The sequence below is a fragment of the Microbacterium sp. KSW4-4 genome (assembly GCF_023091185.1).
Lineage (GTDB): Bacteria > Actinomycetota > Actinomycetes > Actinomycetales > Microbacteriaceae > Microbacterium > Microbacterium paraoxydans.
On record NZ_JAHWXJ010000002.1, the window covers coordinates 766,338 to 792,113 of the forward strand.

Here is a 25,776-nt window from a genome sequence, read left to right on the forward strand (position 1 = left end):
ACACACGGAAAGGGGTGGGTCGGCGGGAGTGCCAGACTGAGGGCATGGCCTCGTACACGCATGGACACCACGAATCCGTCCTCCGCTCGCACAGTGTGCGGGACATCGCGAACTCGGCGGCCTACCTTCGACCGCACCTCACGGCAGAAACCCGGCTCCTCGACGTGGGAGCGGGACCCGGGTCGATCACGGTGGACTTCGCGGGTGTGGTCGCGCACGTCATGGCGACCGAGATCGACGATGCTGCGCTGTCCCTCTCCCGGGACCTCGCCACCGCGCGAGGCGTCACGAACATCGCCTTCTCCGTCGAGGACGTGCACGCGCTGAGCTTCGCCGACGACTCCTTCGACGTCGTGCACGCGCACCAGGTGCTGCAGCACGTCGCCGATCCGGTGCAGGCGCTGCGGGAGATGCGCCGGGTCGCGAAGCCCGGGGGACTCATCGCCGCCCGCGACGCCGACTACGCGGGTTTCCTGTGGTTCCCCGTGCTTCCGGAAATCGACCGCTGGCTCGCGCTGTACCGCGCCGCCGCCCGGGCGAACGGCGGAGAACCGGACGCCGGCCGCCGCCTCCTGGCCTGGGCGCGGGCGGCGGGCTTCGAGGACGTCTCGGCGACCGCGTCGACCTGGTGCTACGCGACGCCGTCCGAGCGCGCCTGGTGGGGCGGGATGTGGGCCGACCGCATCCTGGAGTCGGCGCTCGCGCGGCAGCTCGTGGACCAGGAGATGGCCTCCGCCGCCGACCTGCAGGAGATCAGCGACGCCTGGAAGCGCTGGTCCGACGACGGCGACGGCTGGTTCCTCGTGCCGCACGGGGAGATCCTCGCCCGCGCCTGACGGATACATCCCGCGACGGATGCCAGTCCCCGGGCGCTCGCGTAGCGTGGGGGAGTGATCCGTCCGCTGTCCCGTACCGGCCTCGTCCTCGACATCGTCGGGGCGGTGCTGCTGTTCGCGCTTCTGACGCCGCTCGGGGTCGTGTTCTATGCGCCCCAACCGGACCTGGCCGGGTCCTCCGCGGTCAACGTCATCGGTCTGATCTCGTCGTCGGTGTTCCTGTTCGGCGGTGTCGCGATCGGACGTCTGGCCCCCGGTCTTGCGCTCGCCGCGGCCTGGGCCGGCGCCATCGTGCAGATGCTCGCCGGGTTCGGGCCGCTGCCGACCGACTTCGCGATCCTCCTCGTGCTGTACGCGACCTCCGCGTGGGGCACCCGCCGCGTGCTCTGGTGGGGGTTCGGATCGGTGATCGTCGGCGGCATCGTCGCCGCGCTGTACATGGTCGTCGTCGGGGGCGTCATGTTCGGCTCCGGCAGCGGATGGGAGCTCGTGACCGGCGGCACCCTGCTCGTCGCGGCCTCCATCATGGCGCTGGGGTTCGCGTGGGTGTGCGGTCTCCTCTGGCGGGTCGTGCTGCGCAACCGGCGCACGCGTTCGGCGCAGCTGCAGGCCGAGGCCCTGGCCGCCGAGGAGCAGGAACGGGTCCGCATTGCGCGGGACATGCATGATGTCGTGGCCCACTCGCTCGCGGTCGTCATCGCCCAGGCTGACGGTGCCCGCTATGCCGCGGCGGTGAAGCCGGAGATCGCGACGGAGGCCCTCGGCACGATCGCGCAGACCGCCCGCGGAGCCCTGAGCGACGTGCGGATGCTCCTCACCCAGCTCCGTCATCGGCAGGGGGACGGTCCGCAGCCGACCCTCGCCGACCTCGAGACGCTGTTCGCCCAGGTGCGCCAGGCCGGCATCGAGCCGCGGGTCACCGTCGACCCCATGCCCCCGGGGGAGCCGCCGGGGGCGATCCAGCTCGCGGTCTACCGGATCCTCCAGGAGGCGCTGACCAACGCGATCCGCCACGGCGACGGCGCGGTGGACGTGCATCTCGCATGGCTCCCCGATCGCGTCGACATCGAGGTCCGCAACACCGTCTCGCCGGAGTCGATGCCGGGGGCCCCCGGAGGACACGGCCTCATCGGCATGCGTGAGCGGGCGCAGCTCGTGGGCGGTAGTCTGCAAGCCGAGCGCCGTGGTGCGCAGTTCGTCGTCCAGAGCAGCCTTCCGATCGGAGTCCCGCAGTGATCAGAGTCGTGCTCGTCGACGACCAGGCGCTGTTCCGGGCCGGGATCCGCATGCTCGTGGCCTCCCAGCCGGACCTCGAGGTCGTGGGGGAGGCGGGGAACGGGCAGGAGGCGCTCGCCGTTGTCGCCGCGACCCGGCCCGACGTGGTCCTCATGGACATCCGGATGCCGGTCATGGACGGGCTGACCGCGACCGCCGAGATCCTGTCCCGCCCGGAGCCCCCGCGCATCGTCATGCTCACCACGTTCGACCTCGACGAGGCGGCGGCCCGGGCGATCCGGCAGGGGGCGAGCGGCTTCCTCCTCAAGGACGCCGATCCGGAGTTCCTGCTCGCCGCGATCCGCACCGTGCACGCGGGGTCGAGCGTGATCGCGGCCTCGGCGACCCGGGAACTGTTCGAGCACTTCGCGGAGGCTCCGAAGCCCGTGCCGCCGCAGTACACCGAGCTGACGGAGCGCGAGCGGGAGATCTTCGCGCTCGCCGCCCGGGGACTCTCGAACGCCGAGATCGCCGCGCGGGAGTTCCTCAGCGAGGCCACGGTGAAGACCCACATCAGCCGCATCCTCACGAAGCTCGCGCTCCGCGACCGCGTGCAGCTCGTCGTGTTCGCTTTCGAGCACGGCCTCGCCTGACGCCGACCCACCCCCTTCCGTTCGACCCGGCCCTTTGCGGCGGTCCGTAGAGGGGTGGGAGGCACGCAAGGGGGTGGGTCGGGAGGACGCGGGATCATCCTCCCGATGTAGCGGGATGCTCCCGGCGGGCGACGCGGGGGCCGGGGGCGCGGAAATAGCGTCGTGGACATGGAGATCACGACCACCGACCTCGGGCTCGCCGCCCGCGTCCAGCACCTGAAGAAGACCTACGGTTCGGGCGAGGGCACCGTCCGCGCGCTCGACGATGTGAGCGTCGGCATCCGCCGCGGACAGTTCACCGCCATCATGGGTCCGTCCGGATCCGGCAAATCCACCCTCATGCACATCATGGCCGGCCTCGACAGTCCGACGGAGGGGCGGGCGTGGATCGGCGACACCGAGATCACGGGTCTCGGCGACCTCGACCTCACCATCCTGCGCCGCCGCCGCGTCGGGTTCATCTTCCAGGCGTTCAACCTCGTCCCCACGCTCGACGCCCTCGGCAACATCCTGCTGCCGTTCGAGCTCGACGGCCGCCGCCCCAGCGCCATCGAGCGGGCACGGATCGACGGCCTCATCGAGACGCTCGGCCTCGGCAAGCGCCTCGGCCACCGGCCGCACCAGCTCTCGGGCGGACAGCAGCAGCGCGTCGCCATCGCCAGAGCCCTCGCCACCGCCCCCGACCTCGTGTTCGCGGACGAACCCACGGGCAACCTCGACTCCCAGACCGGACGGGAGGTGCTGCGCCTGCTCGCGGCCGCCAGCCGGGAGCACGGCCAGTCCATCGCGATGGTCACGCACGACGCGATCGCGGCCAGCCACGCCGACCGGGTGCTCTACCTCGGCGACGGCCGGATCGTCGCGGACCACCCGCGGCAGACCGCGGAGCAGATCTCGGCCTACATGCTCGCCGCGGAGGTGTCGGCATGACCGCGCTCGCCACGGTCGTCCCGGAGACGCGGACGACCGGACCCCGGCTGGCCTGGCTCCGCGACCGCGGCATGGGCGCGAGCGTCCTCGTCGCGGCGCTGTCCTCGGCGTTCGGCGTCTTCCTCGTCGAGATCACGGCCTACATCGGCGCCGTCCTCCAGGCCGATCCGTTCATCGGCGACAGCGGCACGCTCGCGGTCGTCGTCGCGATCCTGTCGGTGCTGCTCACCGCCGTCGCGATGTACGTGGCCGCGATCGTCACGGCGAACACGTTCTCGACGATCATCGCGGGACGCACCCGGCAGATCGCGCTCATGCGTCTCATCGGGGCGACGTCGCGTGCGCAACGGGCGGAGGTCGGCCGGCAGGGTCTCGTCGTCGGGCTCCTCGGCGCGGGGCTCGGCCTGCTCGCCGGATTGCTCCTCTCTGCGGCGGCCGTCCAGCTCGGCGGACAGCTCGTCGCCACCTCACCGTCGTCCTTCTCGCTCGCCCAGCCCGCTCTCGCCCTCCCGGCGGTCGGTGTCGCGCTCACCACCTGGGCGGCCGCCTGGGTGGGTTCGCGTCGCGTGCTTGCGGTGACGCCGCTGCAGGCTCTGGGCGGCGCGGTGGAGCGCACGCGCGACGAGGTCTCCGGGCGGAAGGGCCGCCATGTCGGGGCCTGGGTGCTGCTGATCTCCGGCGCGGCTCTGCTCGCCGGCGGCGTCGTCCTCGGACTCGTCACACCGCTCGGTGTCGTGGTCGCGTTCTTCGGCGGCATCCTCTCCTTCACCGGACTCGCCCTGGGGTCCGTGCTGTTCATGCCGCCGGTGCTCCGGCTCGTGGGGCGCCTCTTCGGCTCGAGCGCGACCGCGCGTCTCGCGGCCGAGAACGCCCTGCGGTACCCGGAGCGGTCGTCGCGGATGGCCATCGGCGTCGTCATGGGCGTGACCCTGGTGACCATGTTCGCGGTGGCGCTGGAGTCGTCGAAGCGCCTGATGACCAGCCAGACCACGGAGGAGATCCCGGCAGAGTTCTTCGCGCCGTACGACGCCTTCGCGGCCATCATGATGGTGCTCGTCGCGGTGTCGGCCGTGATCGCGGCCGTCGGCCTCGTCAACCTCCTGACCATCGGCGTCGTGCAGCGGCGCCGCGAGCTCGGACTGCTGCGCTCGATCGGTCTGTCCAACCGCCAGGTGCGCCGCATGGTGCTGCTGGAGGCGACGCACATCACGGTGGCGGCGACCCTCACCGGTCTCGTGCTCGGGGTGCTGTACGGGTGGATCGCGGCGCAGTCGCTGCTCGGCTCCGTGCCCGTCCTTCCGGAGTTCACGCCCGCCGGGTTGATCGCCCCGCAGGTGCCGTGGCTCCCCGTGGTGATCATCGTCGCCGCGACCGCGCTGCTCACGCTCGTGGCCGCCGCGACGCCGACCCGACTGGCGACCAGGGTGGCTCCCGTCGAGGCGCTCGCGGCCGACTGACGGCTCTAGGCTGGACGGATGCCGTCGCCGTTCGATCAGTCCCCGTATCAGGTCCGACTCGACTGGGGGGTGTCCGGGCTCGCCCGTCTCGCCCCGGCCGATGTCGTCGTGGTGATCGACGTCCTCCGGTTCTCCTCGACGGTCGCCGATGCGGTGGCCGCGGGAGCGGAGGTCGAGCTGGCCGGAGCGCTCGACTGGTCGCGGAACGGGGCGGCGGTGGCGGCCGCCGCCCCAACCGGCGCCACGGTGCTGTTGGGAGCGATCCGCAACGCCGGTGCCGTGGCCAGGGCCGTGCAGGTGGAGCAGGAACGCCGCCAGGGTCGCACCTCGGTGGCGCTGATCCCGGCCGGCGAGCTCGATGCCGCGGGCGACCTGCGCGTCGCCGTGGAGGACCAGCTCGGGGCCGGAGCGATCGCCGCGGCGCTCACCGATCTCGGCATCGACCACACGGCCCCGGACGCCGCGGTGGCCGCAGAGGGCTTCCGCTCCCTGCGGCGTGCGCTGAAGCACCTGATCGGGGCGACGGGCTCCGGACGCGAGCTGCAGGCCGGTGTCCCGGCGACGGACCGGATCGGGGCTGCCGGTCTGGTGCCGACGAGCACCGCCGACGCGGCCGTCCTGGATGCAGTGGACGCGGTCCCCGTTCTGCGCGACGGGCGGTTCACGCGCTTCGAGTGAGCACGCGATCCGCGTAGGGTCGAGGAATGAGGTTCCTCCCCGCTCTCCTCGTCGATGCCGTCCTCGTCCTCGTCTTCGCCGCCATCGGGCGCGCTTCCCACCAGGAGGAACCGGCAGGGTTCCTCCTCACGGCCTGGCCCTTCCTCGTGGCCCTGCTGCTGGGACACGCCGCCGCGCTGCTGCTCCCCGGACGGCCGCGTCGGCCGTGGTCGCTGCCGTGGGGCGCGATGGTCTGGGCGGTGACGGTCGTCGTCGGCATGCTGCTGCGCCTGCTCAGCGGAGACACCGCGGAGCTGCCCTTCATCATCGTCGCCACGCTCGTGCTCGGCGCGTTCCTGCTCGGCTGGCGTGGTCTCGCCGCGCTCGTCCGTCGACGCCGCAGCCCTCGCGAGACCGAGACCGAGAGCGGAACAGGACTTCCCGCGTCTGTCGACTCCGCGGCGGACCCGGACGCAGCCGCGGAGCCTGCTCCGACGGACGCTGACGCGGACGCGGAGGACGCCACGCCTGCCGAGGGGGACACCTCCGCTTCCGAGGAAAAGCCGCATTCCGGCGGCTCCTCCGACTGAAGCGGGAGCGGCGGCCCCGCTCCCTCGGCCCTCAGCGCGGGGCCTGCGCGGCGAGGCGGGCGTCGGTCGTGATCTCGCGACGCGTCCAGGCGAACAGGTGCTGGGCATCGAACGTGCGGGAGCAGCGGGCGCAGGACGTGGCCCGGCTCGGGCGGCGGTGTCGATACGTGACATGACCGGCCGGGCAGCGGCCCACCCACGGAGCGAGCTCGACGGCGGTCTCCCCGCGGTGCGTCGTGCCGCCGACATAGCCCAGGTCGCGGGCCACGCGCTTCCAGGTGGGGCCGTGGGCGGCCTGGTGCCCGGCGAGGGCGTGGGCCACCTCGTGCAGGAGCACCTGATGGATCTCGTCGTCCTCGAAGCGGGCGGCGAGATACCGCGATACGGTGATGCGCTTGCGTGTGTAGTCGCACTGGCCGGCGCGACGCTTGGCATGGTCGAAGTCGAACGACCAGCTGTCGTCGAGATGCAACCGGATCAGTGCCTCGCCCCAGACGCGCACGCGGTCAAGTTCCGCCATGCGCTCAGGCTAAGGCATGCCGCGGACACTCGGGCGCATCGGCGTCAGCCGGCGACGAGCTGTGCCGGACGACGGCGCTCCACGGCCTCGATGGCGAGGAGCACGGTCTCCAGCTCCCGGTCCTCCGCGCCGGACTCGCGCCGCAGGAACAGCGACTGCTTGAAGCTCTCCCGCGCGGTCTCGTAGTCCTCGGCGTCGTAGGCGTTCTTGCCGTGGTGCTGATAGGCGAAAGCGGCGATCGACAGCCAGCGCTGCCCCTCCGCCTCCGCGGCGCAGGTCGCCAGCTCCTGCTCGGCCGCGGCGTATGCGCCCCGGTACTGCAGGATCGTCGCGTGCAGCACACGTGCGCGGAGCACGTCCTTGCGGGTGCCGGCCATCCGGGCCTGCCGCACGGCTTCGTCGGCGAGCGCGAGGGCGTCGTCGAGGCGTCCCAGCACCTTCAGCAGCCAGACCCGCTCCAGCAGGGCGGGAAGGCTGCGCTGCTCCTCGATCTCGGCCAGGCGTGCCGCGCACTCGTCGAGATCGACCTGTTCGCGGAGGCTCTCCTGGTCGTATCCCCGGATCAAACTCATTGCTCTCCTTCCGCGCGTCCCCGGCACCTGTCCCCGTCCAGTCTGCCTGCCGCTTCCGCGCTCCTCGGGGCGGCGCGCCACGTCAGCGGAGGAACAGCGAGGCATCGGGTCGCGGGGACGCGACGGCGTCGGCGTCCGTGACGATCCGGGCGCCCTGGAGGAAGGCGCGGGCCTCGTCCCCCTGGGCGATCTTCGCCGGATGCGGACCCGCGGCGAGCATCCGCGGCAGCCACTCCGTCGGGAGAGGGGCGGCGGAGGCCGCGACCACGAGGTTGCCGAAGCGGCGGCCCTTGAGCACCTGGGTGTCGGCGAGGATCCCGATCTCGGGAAGGACCTCGGCGATGGTCGCGGCCTGTCGGCGGGCGAACGCGAGACCGGGACCGTCGGCGACGTTGACGAGCAGGACGCCGCCCGGCGCGAGCAGCGCGGCGAGTTCCCGGTAGAACTCCACGCTCGTGAGGTGAGCGGGCGTCTGCGCGCCCGAGTACACATCCGAGACGACGAGGTCGCAGGCGCTGGGCAGGGCCGCCGGAAGCTTACGGACCCCCTCCCTCGCATCGCCGATGCGCAACCGGATGGCCGCCCCCTTGGGCAGCGGGAGGTGCTCGCGGACGAGCTGCACCAGCGGGGCCTCCAGCTCGATGACCTGCTGGCGTGACCCGGGGCGGGTCGCGTCGATGTACCGAGGGATGGTGAGGGCCCCGGCGCCGAGGTGCACCGCGGTGAGCGGACCGGGGCGGAGCTGGTCGATCACCGCCCCCATCCGCACGATGTACTCGAAGTGCAGGTGCGTGGGATCGTCGAGGTCGACGTGCGACTGCGGTGTGTCGTCCACGACGAGCTCGAAGCCGCTCGTGAACTCCGAGGGGACGATGCGGGCGAGACCACCGTGGTCGAGGCGGGCCTGCGGGTGCTCGGCGTCCCGTGATCGCGTCCGTCCCATGCTGTCGAGCCTACGCCGCGGGCGCGGTGGTCAGCGCTGGTTGCCCACCGCGCAGGTCTCCTGCTCGAGGGTCTGACCCGACACCTCCGGCGGGAGCGTCGCGCGCGCGTCCGGCGTGGCGCTCGCCTCGGGAGTGGATTCCGTCTCCGGCGTCTCCGGCGCCGTGGGTGCGGGGGTGACCAATTCCACGCCGCGATGGGTCGTCACGTCGCCGGTGAGCTGCAGGGGGCGGCCGGCGCGCACCGCGTCCCACAGCGCGGCCGCGGCCTCCTCGTCCGGCACGACCTTGTCGTCGTCGAACGGGTCGACGACGTTCGGGTACTGCACGAACACGAAGTCGCTGAAGTTCACATCCTTGAGGGCGAGTGCGAGCTGGGCCAGGCGCAGCGGGTCGGCGAGCTCGTCGCTGGGATCGATGTTGTCGGCGATGGCGTTCGTCAGGCGAAGCACCTTGGGGATGTCGGTCAGAGTGTCCTCGCTGAGCACCTTCTTGGCCAGCCGTGACATGTACTGCTGCTGGTTGGAGATGCGCGCGAGGTCGCTCTCGTCCCCCACGCCGTGCCGGGTGCGGATGAACTGGAGGGCCTCCACGCCCGAGACCGTCCGCAGGCCCGCCGGCCAGTCGATGCCGGTGTGACGATCGCGGATGCCGTCGCCGGCGATGCAGACCTCGACGCCGCCGATCGCGTCGGTGACGGCCATGACACCGTCGAAGCTGATCTTGGCGGCGAACTCCACGGGGATGTCACCTAGTTCGCTCACGGTCTTCGCGATGCAGGAGAGGCCGGCGTGCTCGAACAGCGAGTTCATCGATGCCTTCTCCATCGCGGACGCGACGGAGCCGTCCTCACGGGTGCACTCCGGTACGGGGACGCCGAGGTCGCGGGGGAGCGAGACGACGGTCACGTTCCGGGGTGCGGCGGAGACGTGCACGAGGAGGTTCACGTCGTTCCGGCTGAGTCCGTCCGCCTCGGCGCAGCGCTCGTCGAAGAGTGCGGTGGCCTTCGGGCCGCACTCGTCCGTCCCCACGATGAGGAGGCTGAAGGCCTTGTCGTCGGGATACGCGCCGAGGGTGGGCGGGTCGACCTGCGGGGCGCCCTCCAGGGTGACGGCGCCGTCGCCCACGCGGTTGAAGACGTCCCAGACGAGGAATCCCGCCACCGCCGCGGTGGAGACGAGGACGACGGCGAGCCCGATCGCGAGGCCCCGCAGGACCCGGGAGGTCCGGCCGCGCGTCGACGGCGGTGCGTGCCGGGGGAGCGGAGGGCGGTCGGCGTCTGATCCACGGCGGGGCATGCGGGGAGCCTACCCCGGAGGCCTGATGTTACGGGGGTATGACGATTCTGGGAGGAACTTGCAGGGAATTAGTTAGTCGTGAATACTTTTTCCTATCCCCGGTACGCACCCGATGCACACCTGGACTTTCAAAGAGGAGATCCCCCCATGCACAAGCGCATTCTTCCGGCGGTGGCGCTCGGCGCCGCTGCCACGATCGCTCTGGCCGGCTGCGCCGGCGGCAGCGGCGACAACGGCTCGACCAATGGCGAGGGCCAGGAGCTGACGGTCTGGATCATGAAGGGGACCAACCCCGACGCGACCGCCTTCTACGACAAGGTCTCGGACGCCTTCGAGGAGGAGACCGGAGCGAAGGTCACCATCGAGGAGATCCAGTGGGCCGACGCCCACGACCGCTTCGTCACCTCGATCGCCGGTGGCACCACCCCGGACATCGCCGAGACCGGCACCACCTGGACCGCGGAGTTCGCCGACGCCGGCGCGCTCGAGCCGCTCGACGAGTACGTCGACGCCGAGGACGGCCTGCGTGACGACCTCGTCGAGGGCCTCGCCGTCGCCGGCACCTACGAGGACGAGCTGTACGGCATGCCGTGGTACGCGGGTGTCCGCTCCATCGTCTACCGCACCGACGTCTTCGAGGAGCTCGGTCTCGAGGCTCCGAAGACCTGGGACGACATCGTCGCCGCGGGTGAGGCCATCAAGGCCGCCAAGCCCGACATGCTGCCCTTCCCCGTCGCGGGTGACGCCGAGTTCCAGGTCTACCCCTGGGTCTGGGGCGCCGGCGGCGAGATCGCCACGAAGGACGGCGACACCTGGACCAGCGAGCTCGACAGCGCCGAGTCGCAGGCCGGCATCGAGTTCTACACGGGCCTGGCCACCGAGCACGGCTTCTCGTCGGCCGGTGCGACCACGTGGAAGGAGACCGACCTCCGGGACGCCTTCACGCAGGGCAACGTCGCGATGATGCTCTCCGGCTCCTGGACGCCGAACGCCCTCATCGAGGCCAACCCCGAGCTCGAGGGCAAGATCGGCGCCGCCGTGATCCCCGGCCAGGACGGCGGCATCGCTCCGTCCGTGCTCGGCGGCTCGCACCTGTCGGTGTTCAACACCACGAAGAACGCCGACCTCGCGTGGGAGTTCGTCAAGCTCATGACCACCGGTGAGTTCGCCGAGCAGTGGTCCGACGAGACCGGCTACTTCCCGGGCGTCCAGTCCGCGATGGAGGAGGCCCTCGCCTCGACCGACCCGCTCGTCGCTCCGTTCGCCGAGCAGATGGTCGACGGCGGCGCGTCCGTCCCGGTCACGCCGAACTTCGGCGCCGTGCAGGCGAAGAAGACCACCAACGCCATGATCCAGGCCATCCTCAGCGGGCAGAAGGACGTCGCGACCGCGACGAAGGACGCCGCCGCCGAGATGACCGAACTGCTCAACCAGTAAGGAACCATTCCTTCCATGTCGATGGTGCAAGCGCCACTGCCGGCCACGAAGGCGGAGCCCTCCTCCGCCTCCGTGGCCGGCGGCCGGAAGCGTCGCGGTCTCTCGATCGTCACGGCCCGCCCCTGGCTCCTCCTCGCCCCCGGGCTGATCATCCTCGCGGGGCTCATGCTCTGGCCGCTCGTGCAGGTGTTCCTCTACTCGCTGCAGGACTACGGTCTGCGCGAGATCAACACCGGTGAGAGCAACTGGATCGGGCTGGCCAACTACGCCGAGGCGCTCACCAATCCGACCCTGTGGACGGTGGTGCTCCCCAACACGGTCGGCTTCGCGGCCGTCGCGGTGTTCACCACCGTCGCACTCGGAACCCTCGTCGCGCTGCTGCTGGCGCGCCTGGGTACCGTGTGGCGCACCATCGTCTCCAGCTGCATCATGGTCGCGTGGGCGATGCCCGCCGTGACCGGCACGTACGTCTGGACCTTCATCTTCGATGCCGACCGCGGAATCTTCAACAGCGTCCTGCAGGACCTCGGCCTCATCGACGGCCAGGTCAACTGGTTCACCAACCAGTGGTCGTTCTACGCGATCGTGCTGCTGAACGTCGTCCACCACGGCTTCCCGTTCGTGGCCATCACCGTGCTCGCCGGGCTCCTGGGCGTCTCGAAGGAGATGCTCGAGGCGGCGGCGCTCGACGGAGCCGGCGCGTGGCGCCGCTTCTGGAAGATCATCTTCCCGACGCTGAAGCCCGTCTTCTCCGTCGTCATCATCCTGTCGACGATCTGGGACTTCAAGGTCTTCGCGCAGGTGTACCTCATGCCCGGCGGCAGCGGCGGCAACCGTCAGGTGCTCAACCTCGGCGTGTGGTCGTACGTGGAGTCGTTCGGTCAGAACCGCTACGGATTCGGTGCCGCGCTCGCGGTGCTGCTGACCCTCGTCCTGATCGGCATCACGATCGTCTACATCCGCTCCCTCATGAAGGAGGACGAGCTGTGAACCCCCGCCCCAGGCTCCGGTCGCGGATCGGACTCGGCATCGGCGTCGCCGCCGTCCTCGTCTTCACCCTGTTCCCCGTCTACTGGATGGTCTCCAGCGCGTTCGACGCCAAGGCCTCCAGCGGCGGGCAGTCGCTCCTCCCGCAGGAGTTCACGTGGGACAACTTCGCCTTCGTGCTCACGGAGGGCGGCTTCGGCACGTACCTGCGCAACTCGGCGATCGTCGCCCTCGTCACGGTGCTCGTCAGCGCCATCGTCTGCCTGCTCGCGGCGGTCGCCGTCGCGCGCTTCCGCTTCAAGTTCCGCACCACGGTGCTGATGATGATCCTCGTGGTGCAGATGGTGCCGCTCGAGGCACTCGTCATCCCGCTGTTCCTCCAGGTGAAGAGCCTCGGTCTGCTCAACAGCATCATCGGCCTCATGGTCGTCTACGTGGCGCTGTCGCTCGCGTTCGGCATCTGGATGCTGCGGGGCTTCGTCGCGGCCGTCCCCGTCGAGCTCGAGGAGGCCGCCTACATCGACGGCGCGAGCTGGTGGCGGATGTTCCGCTCGATCCTGCTGCCGCTCGTGATGCCCGGCCTCGTCGCAACGAGCATCTTCAGCTTCATCACGGCGTGGAACGAGTTCATCTTCGCCATGACGATCCTCGGCGCGCAGACCGACCAGTACACGGTCTCGATCGGCCTCAAGTCGTTCTTCGGCCTGTACTCCAACGACTGGGGCAGCATCATGGCCGCCTCGACGATCATCACCGTGCCCGTCATGATCTTCTTCGTCATCGTGCAGCGCCGGCTCTCCGCCGGCATGGTCGCGGGGGCGGTGAAGGGATGACCGACGAGCTCGAGCGCCTCGCGAACGGCGTGCTCTGGCCCGGATTCCTCGGCACCACGGCCCCCGCCTGGCTCGTGGAGGAGCTGCGCGAGGGCCTGGCCGGCGTCGTGTACTTCGGCCAGAACGTCGGCGAGGGACTGCCCGCGCTGAGCGCGCAGATCCTCGACGCCAACCCGGATGCCCTGATCGGTGTGGATGAGGAGGGCGGCAGCGTCACGCGCCTGGAGTCCGGGAGCGGCTCCACCCTCCCCGGTGCCGCGCAGCTCGGCGCCCTCGACGACGTCGTCGCATCGGAGCGGACCGGGTCGGAACTCGCCCGCCGCGTGCGCGCCGTCGGGGCGAACGTCGTGCTCGGTCCGGTCGCCGACGTCAACACCGACCCGCGCAACCCCGTCATCGGCGTGCGCTCGTTCGGCTCCGAGGAGGCGCTGGTGACGCGACACGTCGTCGCCACGGTCGACGGCATCCAGGACGGCGGGGTGGCTGCGTGCGTCAAGCACTTCCCCGGCCATGGCGACACCCACCTCGACTCCCACCACGCACTGCCCGAGATCGCGCTCGACGTCGCCGAGTACGAGCGCGTGCACCTCGAGCCGTTCCGCGCCGCCGTGGAGGCGGGGGTGGACGCGATCATGACCGCGCACATCGTCGTCCCGGCGTGGGGCGCGCAGCCGGCCACCCTCAACCCGCGCGTGCTCGGCATGCTGCGGGAGTGGGGCTTCCGGGGCGTCATCATCACCGACGCGCTGGACATGGCCGCGATCCGCGAGACCGTCGGACTCGGCGGGGGCGCCGCCCTCGCTCTGGCCGCCGGCGCCGACCTGCTCTGCATCGGCAACCCGACCAACCCCGGCGAGGCCGCTCTCCCCGACCAGGACCGGCGCGACTTCCTCGCCGCCCGTGACGGGATCGTCGCCGCGCTGCGGGACGGCTCGCTCTCCCGGGAGCGCGTCGAGGAGGCCGCTGCGCGGGTGTCGGCCCTCGCCACCCGGTTGCGCGCGAGCGCGACCTCGGACGAGGAGGCCGCCGCGTTCGACGCCGCCGAGATCGTCCGTCGGTCCGTGTCGCTCGCCGGCGCCGTCCCCGAGGCCGCGGAGGCCCTGGCGGTGATCGATGCCCGACGTCGCTCGACGCTCGCGGTGGACAGCGCCGCCTCGTACGTCGCGGAGGCGCTCGCGGGCGACGGCATCCGGGTGCGGCTCGACGTGGCCGCACGCCCCGTGGCCGAGCAGGACGCCGTGATCGACGAGGTCGCCGCGACGACCGGCACGACGGTCGTCCTCGTGGATCGACCGGATGCCGAGCCGGCGCAGCGGGCGCTGATCGAGCGGACCGCGCTCCGAGACCCGAGTGCGGTCGTCGTGAACGTCGGCCTGCCCGTGCAGGAGCCGCTGCCGCTGCCGACCGTCGAGGTCGGTGCTGCCAGCCGACTCGGTGCTCAGACCGCGCGGGACGCGATCCTCGGCCGGTTCCGGCCGCGACAGAGGACGACCGCCGCCGGTTGAGACGGGATCAGCGCATGGACGACGACGTTCTGGCCGTGGTGCGGCGCTCCCTCCCCAAGCTCAGCGCGGCGGAGGGACGCGTCGCCGAGAGGATCCTCGGAGACCCCACCCTCGTGGTGGACCTCGCGATCAACGATCTCGCGCAGCTCTGCCAGACCTCGCTGTCGACCGTCGCCCGCTTCGCGCAGTCGCTCGGCTACAGCGGCTACCGGGAGCTGAGGGTCGCCGTCGCGCGGGCGGTCACCCTGGCCCAGGCGCAGCAGGCCCGATTCGGACTCGACTCCACGGCGATCGACCGCGACGACGGCCCGGCCGCGATCGCCGCGAAGCTCGCTGCGCAGGAGATCGACGCGATCGAGAAGACGGCCAGGGCCCTGGATGCGGACGCCCTCGACCGGGTGGCGCGGGCGGTGGTCGTCGCCCGCCACATCGACCTGTTCGGGCAGGCGGCCTCGTCGCTGACGGCGCAGGATCTCCAGCTCAAGCTCTCCCGGATCGGCTGCTCCGTGACCCACTCGGCCGATCCGCATCTCGCGGTCACCGCGGCTGCATTGCGGTCCTCCGCGGATGTGGCGATCGCCTTCTCGCACGGCGGCGAGACGGCCGAGACGGTCCGCGCCCTGGAGGTCGCCCGGGCCGCGGGCGCCCTTGCCGTGGCCGTGACGAGCGCGGCGGACTCCCCGCTCGCGGCCCTCGCCGACGTCGTGCTCCTCAGCCAAGCCCAGGAGTCGCCGTTCCGGATGGCCGCCATGTCGAGCCGGATCGCGCAGCTCGCGCTCATCGACGTGCTCTTCGTGCGCATCGTGCAGCACCGGGGCGAGCACGTCGCGGTGTCCTTGCAGCGCACGCACGATGCGGTCCCGCCACGGCGCGGGCACCCCGCCGACTGAGCCGCCGCCTGCTCAGTCGACGTGGTCGCGCGTGCTGGCGATCGCGCGCGTCGCGATGCGGTGGGCGCGAGCCAGGCTTCCGTGCAGCGTCAGGCCGGTGAGGACGCCGGCGAGGAAGCCGGCGGCGAACGCGTCGCCCGCCCCGATCGTCTCCACGACCGGCGTATCGAGGGCATCGCTCGCGGCACGGTCGGCGCCGTCGAACGCCACGGCGCCGGAGGGGTCGGTCACGACCAGGTACCGCGGCTCGGGGAACAGCGTGCGCAGGTCGTCCGGCGCGCTCGTCCCGAACACGGCCTCGGCGTCGGGGCGGGTGCAGAACAGCACGTCGGCGCGGTGGGCGAGATCGGTGAGGACGGCACGTCCCTCGTCCTCCCGGCCCCGCCACAGCGCGGGGCGCCAGTTCAGATCGAAGCTGACGAGACGACCTGGTCGCGGGGCTGCGACCAGGGCCTCCTGGGCGGCGCGTGCGGAGGGCGAGAGTGCGGGCGTGATGCCGGAGGTGTGCACGAGGGCCGCCGCGGCGAGCAGGTCCACCGCCACGGACGACTCCAGCGACGCCGGCGACAGCGCCGCCGCGGCCGATCCGGCGCGGTAGTAGTGCATCGTCCCCTCCACAGCGCCGTCCGCCCGGGGTGAGAGCTCCTTGACGTAGATCCCCGTCGGTGCGACGGGGTCGACCTCCACGGCCCGATCGTCCACGCCGTGCGCACGGAGCTCGGTGGTGAGGAAGCGTCCGAAGCCGTCGTCGCCGACGCGGGACACGACCGCGGTGCGGATGCCCGCGGAGGCCAGCGCGATGGCGGTGTTCCACTCGGCCCCGGCGAGGGAGCGGTGGAACGTGCGGCAGGTCTCGAGCGGTCCGGCGGTGGCGGCGACGAGGGCGACCAGGCCCTCGCCCAGGCACACGACGCGGGGAGTGGTGTCCGGCACGTTCTGGACATTACCGGATCAGGAGCGGCCCCGCGTCGATACCGGATCGCAACCTCGGACTCTTGGCATCCGCCGGGCCGCTGGGTACCTTCGAGGAATCACCGTCTCCGCGGCGACGATGCCCGGAGACGCGCAAGGAAGCGCCCGACAGGGAAGGTCATACACACATGCACCAGTCAGCCATGCCTCGGCGAGGACTCGCCGCCGTCACCGGAGCGACCATCGCCGCTCTCGCACTCGCCGGATGCGTCGCCAGCGAGCGCGGGGACAACGGTTCGGAAGGATCGGGTGACGTCGACGGCACCTTCGTCTTCGCCGCCTCGTCGGATCCCGCGAGCCTCGACCCGGCGTTCGCGCAGGACGGCGAGACCTTCCGCGTCTCCCGCCAGATCTTCGAGGGTCTGGTGGGCACGGAGCCCGGCACGGCCGACCCGGCGCCGCTGCTGGCGGAGTCGTGGGAGTCGTCCGAGGACGGCATGTCCCACACCTTCGCGCTGAAGGAGGGCGTGACCTTCCAGGACGGCACGCCGTTCAACGCCGAGGCCGTCTGCGCCAACTTCGACCGCTGGTACAACTGGACCGGTCTCGCCGCCTCCGAGGCCTTCGGCTACTACTACAACAAGCTCTTCAAGGGCTACGCCTCCAACCCGGAGGACGCGGTCTACAAGTCCTGCACGCCCGACGGCGAGAACTCCGTCACGATCGAGCTGAACAAGCCGTTCGCCGGCTTCATCGCCTCGCTCTCGCTCCCGGCCTTCGGCATGCAGAGCCCCTCGGCCATGCAGGAGTTCGGCGCGGACGAGGTCGGCGGCACCGCCGAGGCCCCGCAGCTGTCCGAGTACGCCATGGGCCACCCGGTCGGCACGGGCCCCTACCAGTTCGAGGAGTGGGCGCCGGGCGAGCAGGTCAAGCTCAAGGCCTACGACGACTACTGGGGCGAGGCCGGACAGATCGACGAGATCATCTTCCGCACCATCGACGACCCGACGGCGCGTCGCCAGGCGCTCGAGTCGGGCTCCATCGACGGCTACGACCTCGTGGGCCCCGCCGACACGAAGGCCCTGGAGGAGGACGACTTCACCATGGTGTCGCGTCCCCCGTTCACGATCCTCTACCTCGCCTTCAACCAGGCCATCCCGGAGCTGCAGGACCCGAAGGTGCGTGAGGCGCTGTCCTACGCGATCGACAAGGACGCCCTGATCAGCCAGGTCCTTCCCGAGGGCACCGAGAAGGCGACGCAGTTCGTCCCGCCGGTGGTCAACGGCTACAACGACGAGGTCACGACCTACGACTACGACCCGGAGAAGGCCAAGGAGCTGCTCGCGGAGGCCGGCTACGACGAGGCCAACCCGCTGGCGCTGGACTTCAACTACCCGGTCAACGTCTCGCGGCCGTACATGCCGGACCCCGAGCAGATCTACACCGTCCTGTCGTCGCAGCTCTCCGAGGTCGGCGTGGAGACCACCCCGGTCTCCGAGGAGTGGGTCGAGTACCTCGACCGCACCACCGGCACTTCCGACCACGGCATCCACCTGCTGGGCTGGACCGGCGACTACAACGACACCGACAACTTCGTCGGCGTGTTCTTCGGCCAGAAGAGCTCCGAGTGGGGCTTCGACAACCCGGAGCTGTTCCAGGCGCTGACCGAGGCGCGCGGGGTCTCCAACCTCGACGACCAGACGGCGCTCTACGAGGACATCAACGAGATGGTCGCGGAGTTCATCCCCGGTGTCCCGCTCGCGCACCCCGCGCCGACGCTCGCCTTCGACCCGCGCGTCGAGAGCTACCCCGCCAGCCCGGTGAACGACGAGGTCTTCACGGACATCGTCCTCACGAAGTAGGCCTGACCATTTGATATGCCGAGCCCCGGTTCCGCTCTCGCGGGACCGGGGCACGGCGTACCTTCTGATCGACGGAGAACTCTGTGCTGCGCACCATCGGCAGGCGACTGCTGTTCCTCATCCCCACCCTGTTCGGGCTCAGCATCCTGCTGTTCGCCTGGGTCAGGGCCCTCCCCGGCGGCCCCGCGGTCGCCCTCCTCGGCGAGAAGGCCACCCCGGAGGCCATCGCCAGGGTCAACGAGCTCTACGGCTTCAACAAACCCCTCATCGAGCAGTACTTCATCTGGGTCACCCGGCTGCTGCAGGGCGACTTCGGCACGTCCATCCAGACCAACCGGCCGGTCACGGAGGAGTTCCTCCGCCGCTTCCCCGCGACGATCGAGCTGAGCGTCGCGGCGCTCATCTTCGCGATCGGCGTCGGCATCCCGCTCGGATACTGGGCTGCCCGTCGTCACGGCAAGTTCACCGATCACGCGTCGGTCGTGCTGAGCCTCATCGGCATCACGATCCCGGTCTTCTTCCTGGCCTTCATCCTCAAGTACGTCTTCGCCGTGCAGCTGGGGTGGCTGCCCTCGGACGGTCGGCAGGATCCCCGGATCGATGCCACCCATCCCACCGGGTTCTACGTCTGGGACGGCATCATCACGGGGGAGTTCGACGCCGCGTGGGATGCGATCCTCCATCTGATCCTCCCGGCGCTCGCCCTCGGCACCATCCCGCTCGCGATCATCGTCCGCATCACCAGGGCGAGCGTGCTGGAGGTGCAGAACGCCGACTACGTGCGCACGGGACGGGCGAAGGGCGTGGGCTCGGCGACGCTGCGCAGCCGGTTCATCCTCCGGAACGCCATGCTCCCCGTCATCACGACGATCGGCCTGCAGACCGGACTGCTCATCTCCGGGGCGGTGCTCACCGAGACGGTCTTCGCCTTCCCCGGCATCGGGTCGTTCCTGGCGCGGGCCATCTTCACGCGCGACTTCCCGGTGCTGCAGGGGTTCATCATCTTCATCGCGATCGCCTACGCCCTCATCAACCTGGCCGTGGACGTGTCGTACAGCTTCATCGATCCGAGAGTGAGGGTGCAGTGATGTCCTCCTCCCTCATCCGAAAGGAGGCGCTCGCATGAGCATCGCCCTCCCTCCCGCACAGGGGCCGTCCGCCGAGAGCGGCGGGAGCATCGACACCGTCGCCATCGCCCAGGCCGACCTCAAGGAGAGCGGCGGCGGGTTCTGGCGGGACGTGTTCCGCCGGCTCCGCCGCAATCCGACGGCGTGGATCGGCGCCGTCATCGTGCTCCTCTTCCTCCTCGTCGCGGTGCTCGCGCCGGTCCTCGCCCCGTACCCGGAGACCGCGCTCCCCGGGGCGAAGGAGATCACGCCGACGCACATCCCCGGCCCGGGGGAGCTGCCGCAGTTCCCGCTCGGTCTGGACCGGTTCGGCGGCGACGTGCTGTCGAAGCTCATCTGGGGCGCGCAGGCGTCGCTGCTGATCGGCGTGGTCTCCACCGCGATGGGCCTCGTCGGCGGCATGATCCTCGGACTCCTCGCCGGCACGTTCGGCGGCTGGGTCGACACGGTCATCATGCGCGTCGTCGACATCATCCTCTCGGTGCCGAACCTCCTGCTGGCGGTGTCGATCGCCGCGATCCTCGGACAGACGCCGTACGCCGTGATGATCGCCATCGGGGCCTCCCAGGTGCCGATCTTCGCGCGCCTGCTGCGGGCGTCCATGCTCCAGCAGCGCTCCAGCGACTACGTGCTCTCGGCGCAGACGCTCGGTCTCGGCCGCGGCCGGATCACGATGTCGCACGTCCTCCCGAACGCGATCGGGCCCGTGATCGTGCAGGGCACCCTGACCCTCGCGACCGCCGTGATCGATGCGGCGGCGCTGTCGTTCCTCGGTCTCGGCGGCGGCGGCCCCGCGACGGCCGAGTGGGGCCGCATGCTCACGTACGCGCAGGCGGAGCTGGCGATCGCCCCGTGGCTGGCGTTCCTCCCCGGCATCTGCATCGCCGTCACCGCGCTCGGCTTCACCCTGCTCGGTGAGGCGCTGCGTGAGGCCATGGACCCGAGGACGAGGGCACGATGAACATCCGCGACGAGGGCGCCGTGCGCGCCGCGAAGGAGAACGGCATGGCGGACGAACCCCTGCTGTCGGTCGAGGGCCTGGCGGTGGACTTCGCCACCATGGACGGCGTCGTGCACGCCGTCGAGGGCGTCGACCTCGAGATCCGCCCGGGGGAGACCGTGGCGATCGTCGGCGAGTCCGGTTCCGGCAAGTCGACCACCGCGATGGCGATCATCGGGCTGCTCGCGGGCGGGGGGAAGGTGGCCGCCGGCAGCATCAAGCTCGACGGGCGCGACATCTCCCGTGCCTCCGAGAACGAGCTGCGATCGATCCGAGGACGGGACATCGGCCTGGTGCCGCAGGACCCCATGTCGAACCTCAACCCGGTCGCGAAGATCGGCACCCAGGTCGCCGAGACGCTTCTCGCCCACGGCCTCGCCACCCGGCAGAACGTGCAGGCCAAGGTCGTCGAGGCGCTGACCGCCGCCGGTCTTCCTGATCCGGAGCGTCGGGCCAAGCAGTACCCGCACGAGTTCTCCGGCGGCATGCGCCAGCGGGCGCTCATCGCCATCGGGCTGGCGTGCAAGCCGCGGCTGCTCATCGCCGACGAGCCCACCAGCGCCCTGGACGTGACGGTGCAGCAGACCATCCTCGACCAGATCGGCGAGATGACGAGGGAGCTGGGCACGGCCGTGCTCCTCATCACGCACGACCTCGGGCTCGCCGCCGAGCGGGCCGAGCGGGTGATCGTGATGCACCGCGGCAAGGTCGTGGAGCAGGGCCCCGCGCGGCGGATCCTCGAGGACCCGCAGCACCCGTACACCCAGTCGCTCGTGAAGGCCGCGCCGTCGGTGGCGGTGGCGCGGCTCCGTCCGGAGGCCTTCGTGCGGGACGCTTCGACAGGCTCAGCGGGCGCTTCGACAGGCTCAGCGACCCAGTCCGGCGCTTCGACAGGCTCAGTGACCCACGAGGGGCCTGGGTCCCTGAGCTCGTCGAAGGGCAACATCGTCGAGATCGAGAACCTCACGAAGGTGTACCCCGTGCGTGGCAAGCACGAGGACTTCGTGGCCGTCGACGACGTCTCGCTCGCGATCCCGCGCGGGGAGACCGTCGCGATCGTGGGGGAGTCCGGATCGGGCAAGACCACGACCGCGCGCATGCTGCTCAAGGTGATCGAGCCCACGAGCGGCCTCATCCGCTACGAGGGCAAGGACATCTCGACGCTGAGCCGTGCGGAGACGAAGGACTTCCGGCAGCGGGTGCAGCCGATCTTCCAGGATCCGTACTCCAGCCTGAACCCCATGTTCACGATCGAGCGCCTGATCGCGGAGCCGCTGGAGTTCTACAAGCGGGGGAGCGGGGCGGACCGGCGCAAGCGCGTGCGGCAGCTCCTGGACGACGTCGCGCTGCCGCAGTCGATGCTGCGGCGCTACCCGTCCGAGCTGTCCGGCGGGCAGCGTCAGCGGGTGGCGATCGCGCGGGCCCTGGCCCTCTCGCCGGATCTCATCGTGTGCGACGAGCCCGTGTCGGCACTCGACGTGCTCGTGCAGGATCAGATCCTGCGGCTGCTCGGCGACCTCCAGCGCGAGTACGGGCTGAGCTACCTGTTCATCTCGCACGACCTCGCGGTGGTGCGGCTCATCAGCGACTACGTGTGCGTGATGAAGGACGGGAAGCTCGTGGAGGCCGCGTCGTCGGAGGAGATCTTCACGAACCCCCGTGACCCCTACACGCGCCGCCTCCTCGCCTCGATCCCCGGCAACGAGCTCAACATCGCCTCCTGACCGTCGCCGAGCCGACCTGACCCGAGACCCCGGTTTCACGTCGAAACCCCGCCCTGCCTCCGCGGCGAGGGCGGGGTTTCGGCGCGCAGGCGGGGTCTCGGCGGTCCCATTACCGCAGCATCGAAGATTGGTCAAGGATTGCGCTTGCCATGTCGCGAGATCGCGTCTATAGTTGGTAGTTGCGCTCGCTTCTCCCTGCCCTCATATGGTGGTCGGCATCTCGTGAGCTTCTGAGCGCACTCCACCTGACGACAAAGGAATCGAGAAGCCCTGCGGGGCTCACGGAGGTTATTCCCTTGGCTGCTGCTCCCAACGCATCCACATCCACCACCACCAAGAACGGACGCGGAGCTTCCCGTCTCTCGTTCGCCAAGATCTCCGACACGCTGACGGTCCCGGACCTTCTCGCCCTGCAGACCGAGTCCTTCGGTTGGCTGGTCGGCAACGACGCCTGGAAGGCGCGCGTGGCCGAGGCCAAGGCCGCCGGTCGCACCGACGTGAACGAGAACAGCGGTCTGGGCGAGATCTTCGAGGAGATCTCCCCGATCGAGGACCTCGGCGAGACGATGCAGCTGTCGTTCACGAACCCGTACCTCGAGCCCGAGAAGTACTCCATCGAGGAGTGCAAGGAGCGTGGCAAGACCTACGCGGCCCCGCTCTACGTCGAGGCCGAGTTCATGAACCACCTCACGGGTGAGATCAAGACCCAGACGGTCTTCATGGGCGACTTCCCGCTGCAGACCGACAAGGGCACGTTCATCATCAACGGCTCCGAGCGCGTCGTCGTCTCGCAGCTCGTGCGCTCGCCGGGTGTCTACTTCGACAAGACCCCTGACAAGACGAGTGACAAGGACATCGTCTCGGCGCGCGTCATCCCGAGCCGCGGTGCCTGGCTCGAGTTCGAGATCGACAAGCGCGACCAGGTCGGCGTCCGCGTCGACCGCAAGCGCAAGCAGTCCGTGACGGTCTTCCTCAAGGCGCTGGGCATGACCAGCGAGGAGATCCTCGAGGAGTTCGCCGGCTACACCTCCATCGAGGAGACGCTCGCGAAGGACACGATCGTCACCAAGGAAGACGCGCTGCGCGACATCTACCGCAAGCTGCGTCCGGGCGAGCAGGTGGCCGCCGAGGCCGCCCGCGCGCTGCTCGACAACTTCTACTTCAACCCGAAGCGCTACGACCTCGCCAAGGTCGGCCGGTACAAGATCAACCACAAGCTGGGTCTCGACACCCCGCTGACGGAGTCGGTGCTGACGGTGCAGGATATCGTCGCCACGATCAAGTACCTCGTGCGTCTGCACGCGGGCACCGAGGAGACCTTCGAGGGCATCCGCGGCGGCAAGAAGACCGAGATCCGCCTCGCGACCGACGACATCGACAACTTCGGCAACCGTCGCATCCGCGCGGTCGGCGAGCTGATCCAGAACCAGGTCCGCACGGGTCTGTCCCGCATGGAGCGCGTCGTCCGCGAGCGCATGACCACGCAGGACATCGAGGCCATCACGCCGCAGACCCTGATCAACGTGCGCCCGGTCGTCGCCGCGATCAAGGAGTTCTTCGGAACCTCGCAGCTGTCGCAGTTCATGGACCAGAACAACCCGCTCGCGGGTCTGACCAACAAGCGCCGTCTGTCGGCTCTGGGCCCCGGTGGTCTGAGCCGCGACCGCGCCGGCGTCGAGGTCCGTGACGTCCACCCCTCGCACTACGGCCGCATGTGCCCGATCGAGACGCCGGAAGGCCCGAACATCGGTCTGATCGGTGCGCTCGCGACCTTCGCGCGCATCAACTCGTTCGGCTTCATCGAGACCCCGTACCGCAAGGTCGTCGACGGTGTCGTGACCGACCAGATCGACTACCTGACCGCCTCCGAGGAGGTCGACTTCAACATCGCGCAGGCCAACGCGCCGCTCGATGCGAAGGGTCGCTTCCGCGAGAGCCACGTGCTCGCGCGCCCCAAGGGCGGCAGCGGTGAGGTCGACCTGTTCCTCCCGGAGGAGATTGGCTACATCGACGTCTCGCCGCGCCAGATGGTGTCGGTCGCGACCTCGCTCGTGCCCTTCCTCGAGCACGACGACGCGCAGCGCGCGCTCATGGGCGCCAACATGCAGCGTCAGGCCGTGCCGCTGCTCCGCAGCGACTCGCCGCTCGTCGGAACCGGTATGGAGGGCTACACGGCCATCGACGCCGGTGACGTGATCACCGCCGAGAAGGCCGGTGTCGTCTCCGAGGTCTCCGCGGACCGCGTCGTCGTCATGCTCGACGAGGGCGGAACGCAGGAGTACCACCTGCGCAAGTTCGACCGTTCGAACCAGGGCACCTCCTACAACCAGAAGGTCGTCGTCTCGGCCGGTGAGCGCGTCGAGGTCGGAGAGGTCATCGCCGATGGCCCCGCCACCGAGAACGGCGAGCTGGCCCTCGGGAAGAACCTCCTCGTCGCGTTCATGACGTGGGAGGGCTACAACTTCGAGGACGCCATCATCCTGAGCCAGGACCTGGTGAAGGACGACACCCTCTCGTCGATCCACATCGAGGAGTACGAGGTCGACGCCCGCGACACGAAGCTCGGCAAGGAGGAGATCACCCGTGATCTCCCCAACGTCAGCCCGGAGCTCCTGAAGGACCTCGACGAGCGCGGCATCATCCGCATCGGTGCCGAGGTCCGCCCCGGCGACATCCTCGTCGGCAAGGTCACGCCGAAGGGTGAGACCGAGCTGTCGGCCGAGGAGCGTCTGCTCCGCGCGATCTTCAACGAGAAGAGCCGCGAGGTCCGCGACACGTCGCTGAAGGTGCCCCACGGTGAGCAGGGCACGATCATCGCGGTCAAGGAGTTCAACGCCGAGGACGGCGACGACGAGCTCGGCTCCGGCGTGAACCGCCGCGTCGTGGTCTACATCGCCCAGAAGCGCAAGATCACCGAGGGCGACAAGCTCGCCGGCCGCCACGGCAACAAGGGTGTCATCGCGAAGATCCTGCCCGTCGAGGACATGCCGTTCCTCGCGGACGGCACCCCGGTGGACATCGTCCTCAACCCGCTCGGCATCCCGGGTCGAATGAACTTCGGCCAGGTCCTCGAGACCCACCTCGGGTGGATCGCGAAGCAGGGCTGGAAGGTCGAGGGCACCCCGGAGTGGGCCGCCAAGCTGCCGCAGCAGGCGTTCGAGGCCGCACCCGGCACCAAGGTCGCCACCCCGGTGTTCGACGGTGCCAGCGAGGAGGAGATCTCCGGTCTGCTCGACTCGACGCTTCCGACCCGTGACGGCCTCCGCCTGATCGACTCGAGCGGCAAGACGCAGCTGTTCGACGGCCGCTCCGGCGAGCCGTTCCCGGCGCCGATCTCCGTGGGCTACATGTACATCCTGAAGCTCCACCACCTGGTGGACGACAAGATCCACGCCCGCTCCACCGGTCCGTACTCGATGATCACCCAGCAGCCGCTCGGTGGTAAGGCGCAGTTCGGTGGACAGCGCTTCGGTGAGATGGAGGTGTGGGCCCTCGAGGCCTACGGTGCGGCGTACGCCCTCCAGGAGCTCCTCACGATCAAGTCCGACGACATCCTCGGTCGCGTCAAGGTGTACGAGGCCATCGTCAAGGGCGAGAACATCCAGGAGCCCGGCATCCCCGAGTCGTTCAAGGTGCTCATGAAGGAGATGCAGTCGCTCTGCCTGAACGTCGAGGTCCTCTCGGCCGACGGCACACTGGTCAACCTCCGCGACACCGACGACGAGGCGTTCCGCGCCGCAGAGGAACTCGGTATCAACATCTCCAGCCGCTTCGAGGCCGCCTCGATCGACGAGATCTAATCCTTCGACGGGCTCAGCCGTCCCCGCGAC

At 70.1% G+C, this 25,776-nt stretch carries 22 protein-coding genes; 17 read left to right on the forward strand and 5 right to left on the reverse strand.

What is annotated here, in order from left to right; translation table 11 throughout:
- The first annotated feature begins 44 nt into the window (after positions 1-44).
- The 7 genes from KZC57_RS13250 to KZC57_RS13280 all read left to right on the forward strand — a co-directional run bounded on the left by KZC57_RS13250 (position 45) and on the right by KZC57_RS13280 (position 6,338).
- A complete protein-coding gene (locus KZC57_RS13250) occupies positions 45-836 on the forward strand; it encodes a class I SAM-dependent methyltransferase (protein ID WP_060922344.1) in 792 nt (263 codons plus the stop codon).
- A gap of 54 nt (positions 837-890) precedes the next feature.
- Positions 891-2,072 (forward strand): histidine kinase, encoded by a 1,182-nt coding sequence (locus KZC57_RS13255; protein ID WP_247641952.1) that lies wholly within the window; start codon positions 891-893, stop codon positions 2,070-2,072.
- Positions 2,069-2,704, forward strand: coding sequence for a response regulator transcription factor (locus KZC57_RS13260; protein WP_144880676.1), 636 nt, complete (start codon positions 2,069-2,071; stop codon positions 2,702-2,704). The genes KZC57_RS13255 and KZC57_RS13260 overlap by 4 nt, the downstream gene beginning before the upstream one ends.
- 168 nt (positions 2,705-2,872) lie before the next feature.
- The gene (locus KZC57_RS13265) at positions 2,873-3,634 is read left to right on the forward strand and encodes an ABC transporter ATP-binding protein (RefSeq protein WP_025104429.1); all 762 of its coding nucleotides are present in this window, start codon (positions 2,873-2,875) and stop codon (positions 3,632-3,634) included.
- Entirely contained in the window at positions 3,631-5,091 is a 1,461-nt protein-coding gene (locus KZC57_RS13270) for an ABC transporter permease (protein WP_247641953.1), read from the forward strand. The genes KZC57_RS13265 and KZC57_RS13270 overlap by 4 nt, the downstream gene beginning before the upstream one ends.
- 18 nt (positions 5,092-5,109) lie before the next feature.
- Positions 5,110-5,769 carry a 2-phosphosulfolactate phosphatase gene (locus KZC57_RS13275; protein WP_247641954.1) on the forward strand — a complete coding sequence of 220 codons (660 nt, stop codon included), beginning with the start codon at positions 5,110-5,112 and terminating at the stop codon, positions 5,767-5,769.
- A 26-nt stretch (positions 5,770-5,795) separates the two neighbouring features.
- Complete coding sequence (locus KZC57_RS13280) at positions 5,796-6,338, forward strand: DUF3054 domain-containing protein (protein WP_308194423.1); 543 nt, start codon at positions 5,796-5,798, stop codon at positions 6,336-6,338.
- A gap of 31 nt (positions 6,339-6,369) precedes the next feature.
- Here KZC57_RS13280 and KZC57_RS13285 read toward each other — a convergent pair whose 3' ends face one another.
- From KZC57_RS13285 to KZC57_RS13300, 4 genes are all read right to left on the reverse strand, one after another.
- On the reverse strand, positions 6,370-6,858 hold the full coding sequence (locus KZC57_RS13285) for a SprT-like domain-containing protein (protein ID WP_060922339.1): 489 nt from the start codon (positions 6,856-6,858) through the stop codon (positions 6,370-6,372).
- Positions 6,859-6,902: 44 nt separating this feature from the next.
- A complete protein-coding gene (locus tag KZC57_RS13290) occupies positions 6,903-7,430 on the reverse strand; it encodes a hypothetical protein (RefSeq protein ID WP_105949315.1) in 528 nt (175 codons plus the stop codon).
- Positions 7,431-7,512: 82 nt separating this feature from the next.
- A complete protein-coding gene (locus KZC57_RS13295) occupies positions 7,513-8,373 on the reverse strand; it encodes a spermidine synthase (RefSeq protein WP_247641955.1) in 861 nt (286 codons plus the stop codon).
- 30 nt (positions 8,374-8,403) lie between these two features.
- Positions 8,404-9,669: an LCP family protein gene (locus KZC57_RS13300; protein WP_247641956.1), complete on the reverse strand. Its 1,266-nt coding sequence runs from the start codon at positions 9,667-9,669 to the stop codon at positions 8,404-8,406.
- Positions 9,670-9,816: 147 nt separating this feature from the next.
- Here KZC57_RS13300 and KZC57_RS13305 point away from each other — a divergent pair, with 147 nt between their 5' ends.
- The 5 genes from KZC57_RS13305 to KZC57_RS13325 are packed head-to-tail and all read left to right on the forward strand — an operon-like array spanning position 9,817 to position 15,321.
- Complete coding sequence (locus KZC57_RS13305; protein ID WP_105949318.1) at positions 9,817-11,106, forward strand: sugar ABC transporter substrate-binding protein; 1,290 nt, start codon at positions 9,817-9,819, stop codon at positions 11,104-11,106.
- Between the two features lie 15 nt (positions 11,107-11,121).
- On the forward strand, positions 11,122-12,096 hold the full coding sequence (locus KZC57_RS13310; RefSeq protein WP_025104420.1) for a carbohydrate ABC transporter permease: 975 nt from the start codon (positions 11,122-11,124) through the stop codon (positions 12,094-12,096).
- A complete protein-coding gene (locus KZC57_RS13315) occupies positions 12,093-12,926 on the forward strand; it encodes a carbohydrate ABC transporter permease (RefSeq protein ID WP_025104419.1) in 834 nt (277 codons plus the stop codon). Before KZC57_RS13310 ends, KZC57_RS13315 begins: the two co-directional genes overlap by 4 nt.
- Positions 12,923-14,431: a glycoside hydrolase family 3 protein gene (locus tag KZC57_RS13320; protein WP_247641957.1), complete on the forward strand. Its 1,509-nt coding sequence runs from the start codon at positions 12,923-12,925 to the stop codon at positions 14,429-14,431. The genes KZC57_RS13315 and KZC57_RS13320 overlap by 4 nt, the downstream gene beginning before the upstream one ends.
- Positions 14,432-14,445: 14 nt before the next feature.
- Positions 14,446-15,321: a MurR/RpiR family transcriptional regulator gene (locus KZC57_RS13325; RefSeq protein ID WP_025104417.1), complete on the forward strand. Its 876-nt coding sequence runs from the start codon at positions 14,446-14,448 to the stop codon at positions 15,319-15,321.
- A 12-nt stretch (positions 15,322-15,333) separates the two neighbouring features.
- On the opposite strand, the gene KZC57_RS13330 is transcribed toward KZC57_RS13325, so the two are convergent.
- Positions 15,334-16,254 (reverse strand): sugar kinase, encoded by a 921-nt coding sequence (locus KZC57_RS13330; protein ID WP_247641958.1) that lies wholly within the window; start codon positions 16,252-16,254, stop codon positions 15,334-15,336.
- 167 nt (positions 16,255-16,421) lie between these two features.
- Here KZC57_RS13330 and KZC57_RS13335 point away from each other — a divergent pair, with 167 nt between their 5' ends.
- The 5 genes from KZC57_RS13335 to KZC57_RS13355 all read left to right on the forward strand — a co-directional run bounded on the left by KZC57_RS13335 (position 16,422) and on the right by KZC57_RS13355 (position 25,746).
- Complete coding sequence (locus tag KZC57_RS13335; protein ID WP_060922594.1) at positions 16,422-18,095, forward strand: ABC transporter substrate-binding protein; 1,674 nt, start codon at positions 16,422-16,424, stop codon at positions 18,093-18,095.
- Between the two features lie 83 nt (positions 18,096-18,178).
- Positions 18,179-19,183 (forward strand): ABC transporter permease, encoded by a 1,005-nt coding sequence (locus tag KZC57_RS13340; protein ID WP_060922593.1) that lies wholly within the window; start codon positions 18,179-18,181, stop codon positions 19,181-19,183.
- A 34-nt stretch (positions 19,184-19,217) separates the two neighbouring features.
- Positions 19,218-20,183 (forward strand): ABC transporter permease, encoded by a 966-nt coding sequence (locus KZC57_RS13345; RefSeq protein WP_025104413.1) that lies wholly within the window; start codon positions 19,218-19,220, stop codon positions 20,181-20,183.
- Positions 20,180-21,946 carry an ABC transporter ATP-binding protein gene (locus KZC57_RS13350; RefSeq protein ID WP_247641959.1) on the forward strand — a complete coding sequence of 589 codons (1,767 nt, stop codon included), beginning with the start codon at positions 20,180-20,182 and terminating at the stop codon, positions 21,944-21,946. Before KZC57_RS13345 ends, KZC57_RS13350 begins: the two co-directional genes overlap by 4 nt.
- A 296-nt stretch (positions 21,947-22,242) precedes the next feature.
- A complete protein-coding gene (locus KZC57_RS13355; protein WP_025104411.1) occupies positions 22,243-25,746 on the forward strand; it encodes a DNA-directed RNA polymerase subunit beta in 3,504 nt (1,167 codons plus the stop codon).
- The last annotated feature ends 30 nt before the right edge of the window (positions 25,747-25,776 follow it).